Source organism: Bacillus sp. C30 (assembly GCF_040838255.1).
Taxonomy (GTDB): domain Bacteria; phylum Bacillota; class Bacilli; order Bacillales; family Bacillaceae_G; genus Bacillus_A; species Bacillus_A mycoides.
In genome coordinates, this window is record NZ_JBFPJH010000325.1 from 1 (window position 1) to 3600 (window position 3600).

Sequence of the window (3600 nt, forward strand, 5' to 3'; positions counted from 1 at the left end):
TAATTATCTCTTCCTAACTTAATTATATCATGTAAATCAAGTTCAAAATAGACTGTTTATTCTCATTTACTACTGCTACAATCAAGAACACATGCATAGTAAGGAGAGATGTTACATGAGTTCTTTCGTTCTCGATTTTCAGGAAATAGAAAAAACACAGCTTTCACTCGTTGGTGGAAAAGGTTTGAATTTAGGGGAGTTATCAAATATTCAAGGTATACAAGTGCCAGAAGGATTTTGTGTTACAACGGTAGGGTATCAAAAGGCTATCGAGAAAAATGAAGAGCTTCAAACTTTGTTGCAGCAGCTAACAAAGTTGAAAATGGAAGAGCGAGCTCAAATTGGTGAAATTAGTAAGAAGATTAGAAAAGTCATTATGGCAGTAGAAATCCCTTCTGATGTAGTGGAAGCGGTAGCTCATTATCTCTCACGTTTTGGAAATGAACATGCGTATGCAGTGCGTTCTAGCGCTACTGCTGAAGATTTACCATATGCCTCGTTTGCTGGTCAACAAGATACGTATTTAAATATCATCGGAAAAGAAGCGATTTTGCAGCATGTAAGAAAGTGCTGGGCTTCTTTATTTACAGAGCGAGCAGTTATGTACCGCATGCAAAATGATTTTGAACATAATCAAGTTTCTATATGTGCTGTCGTTCAGAAAATGGTTTTCCCTGAGGCTTCGGGAATTTTATTTACTGCTGATCCGGTTACTTCTAACCGAAAGGTAGTATCAATTGATGCCAGTTTTGGACTTGGTGAGGCGTTAGTATCAGGACTGGTCTCTGCCGATAATTATAAAGTAAAAGAAGGCGAAATTACTGGAAAGATGATAGCAACTAAAAAATTAGCTATTTATGCTTTAAAAGAGGGCGGAACGGAGACGAAACAGGTTGATCTGGCTCAGCAAAAAATTCAAACATTGTCTGAACAACAAATTTTACAACTAGCACAGATTGGAAGACAGATTGAAGCCTATTTTGGTTGTCCGCAAGATATTGAATGGTGTTTAGTGGATGATACATTTTATATTGTCCAAAGTCGCCCAATCACGACTTTATATCCAATACCAGAAGTAAATGATGGGGAAAATCATGTGTATGTATCGGTTGGTCACCAGCAAATGATGACCGATCCCTTGAAGCCATTAGGAATGTCTTTATTCCAGTTAACATCTTTTGGACAGAGGTTTCAAGCTGGAGGAAGGTTGTTTGTTGATGTTGCACAAAGATTGGCTTCGCCTACTAGTAGAGAACTTTTATTAAATATGATAGGGAATTCGGAACCGCTTATTAAAGATGCATTAACGACTGTAGTCGAGCGAGATGATTTTATTACATTGTTACCAGATGATGAAAAAGAAAAGAGTGTTGGTAAAAGTGGACCACCTGCAAGTACGCAACCACAAGTCGAAAACAATCCAGCAATCGTTACGGATTTAATAGAAATGAATCAAGCATCAATTGAAGAGTTAAAACGAAACATGCAAACGAAATCAGGGGTGGATGTACTTGATTTTATTTTGGAAGATATGCAGCAATTAAAGAAAATATTATTTCATCCGCAAAGTATGGCTGTCATTATGGCAGGTATGGATGCTTCAACATGGATCAATGAAAAAATGGAGCAATGGCTAGGCGAAAAGAATGCAGCAGACACACTTTCTCAATCAGTACAAAACAATATTACGTCTGAAATGGGGCTAGCATTACTCGATGTTGCTGATGTGATTCGGCCATATCCAGAAGTTATTGCGTATTTACAACATGTAGAAAATGATAACTTTTTAGATGAATTAGTTCAATTTAAAGGAGGAGAAAAAGCTCGAGATGCCATTCTAACTTTTCTAAATAAATACGGAATGAGATGCAGCGGAGAAATCGACATTACGAAAACGCGCTGGAGTGAAAAGCCAACAATCATTATCCCAATGATTTTAAATAATATAAGAGACTTTGAAGCTGGCGCTAGTAAACGGAAGTTTGAAGAAGGGTTGCAAGAAGCTTTGAAAAAAGAAGAGGAGTTAGTAAATCGATTGCAGCATTTGCCGGATGGTAAACAAAAAGTAGAAGAGACGAAGCGAATGATTCGTAACATCCGAAATTTTATCGGTTATCGTGAATATCCAAAATACGGTATGATTAATCGCTATTTCATATATAAGCAGGAAATATTGAAAGAAGCCGAGCAACTCGTGCAAAATAGCGTTATTCATGAAATAGAAGATATATACTATCTAACTTTTGAAGAACTTCACGAAGTTGTCCGCACGAATAAACTAGATTACGAGCTTATTCATAAACAAAAAAATGATTACAAATTATATGAAAAACTAACGCCTCCACGTGTAATGACGTCTGATGGAGAAATCATTACAGGTAAATATAAACGAGAAAATCTTCCGGCTGACGCGATTGTAGGTTTGCCTGTTTCTTCAGGAGTGATTGAGGGGAGAGCGCGTGTTATTTTAAATATGGAAGATGCGAATTTAGAAGATGGAGATATATTAGTTACTGCCTTTACTGACCCTGGATGGACACCATTGTTTGTGTCTATAAAAGGGTTAGTCACTGAAGTTGGTGGACTCATGACGCATGGAGCAGTTATCGCACGTGAATATGGATTACCAGCAGTCGTCGGAGTAGAGAATGCTACGAAACTAATAAAAGATGGGCAGCGAATTCGGGTACATGGAACAGAAGGGTATATTGAAGTGTTGTAATGAAATAAAAGATCATCCGCTATTATAGTGGATGATCTTTTATTATATAGCGGACTTATTTCTTTAAACCAGCCGCATAAAAAGGTCCATGAACTGCGATTGTTGATAAAATACGAGCAATCTCCTCAGGTGTTTCTTTTTGTCCATTATTTAACCATTGTTGAATGACACCTATATGAGCAGATGCCATATAAGAAGCTAAGTATTGGCTTGGGACAAGTAAATCCTCCTTATTAATGAGAGGCCCATTCGTATCTTCAAATAGTGTTTTCCACATAAAGTCTTTCAGTTTCGTTTGGAAAGATAAATCTCCTTTTGGGCTTAGTACAGCTTTCATAAAATCACTATTTTCATTTAGAAATTCAAGAATAGAAGCGATAAGTATAAATGGCATTGTGGGGGAAGGGCTTGATCCAAGATCAGCAATAACTTCCGGTAATCTCTGTTTAGCAATGCTAGAAAATTCATACATAATTTCTTCTTGGCATTTTGTCATTAAATCAAATTTATCTTGGTAATGTGTATAAAATGTACCACGATTTATGTTTGCCTTCGTAGTAATATCTTTCACTGTAATGGCGTCAAAACCTTTTTCCTCAATTAATTCCACTAATGCATTTCGTATGGCAGTTTTCGTACGAATAACACGTAAATCTAGATTACTATCGCGCAAAGTATGTCCCTCCTTAATTTTAGCCAACACATTTTAAGGATGTGTCTTATAACCGACACATTCACGATTTTTGATTATTGTATAAGGTTCAACTCGAACATATAATTCAAATATAAATAAACAACACGTTGTTGGTTATTATAAATCAAATTAAAGGAGGAGAAAAGAAAATGTTTAAAAACAAACTTTTATTGTTATCTCCAGT

2 protein-coding genes are annotated in these 3600 nt (G+C 36.3%); one reads left to right on the forward strand and one right to left on the reverse strand.

Annotated features, from left to right (window positions below; translation table 11 throughout):
- Positions 1-115: 115 nt before the first annotated feature.
- Positions 116-2722, forward strand: coding sequence for a phosphoenolpyruvate synthase (gene ppsA / locus AB3X49_RS19490; RefSeq protein ID WP_367964152.1), 2607 nt, complete (start codon positions 116-118; stop codon positions 2720-2722).
- Between the two features lie 55 nt (positions 2723-2777).
- On the opposite strand, the gene AB3X49_RS19495 is transcribed toward ppsA, so the two are convergent.
- Complete coding sequence (locus tag AB3X49_RS19495; protein WP_002165497.1) at positions 2778-3395, reverse strand: TetR/AcrR family transcriptional regulator; 618 nt, start codon at positions 3393-3395, stop codon at positions 2778-2780.
- Positions 3396-3600 lie beyond the last annotated feature (205 nt).

Bases quoted from the DNA above. Each gene is read 5' to 3' on its own strand.
- ppsA (WP_367964152.1), top strand. From the start codon at position 116: ATGAGTTCTTTCGTTCTCGATTTTCAGGAAATAGAAAAAACACAGCTT.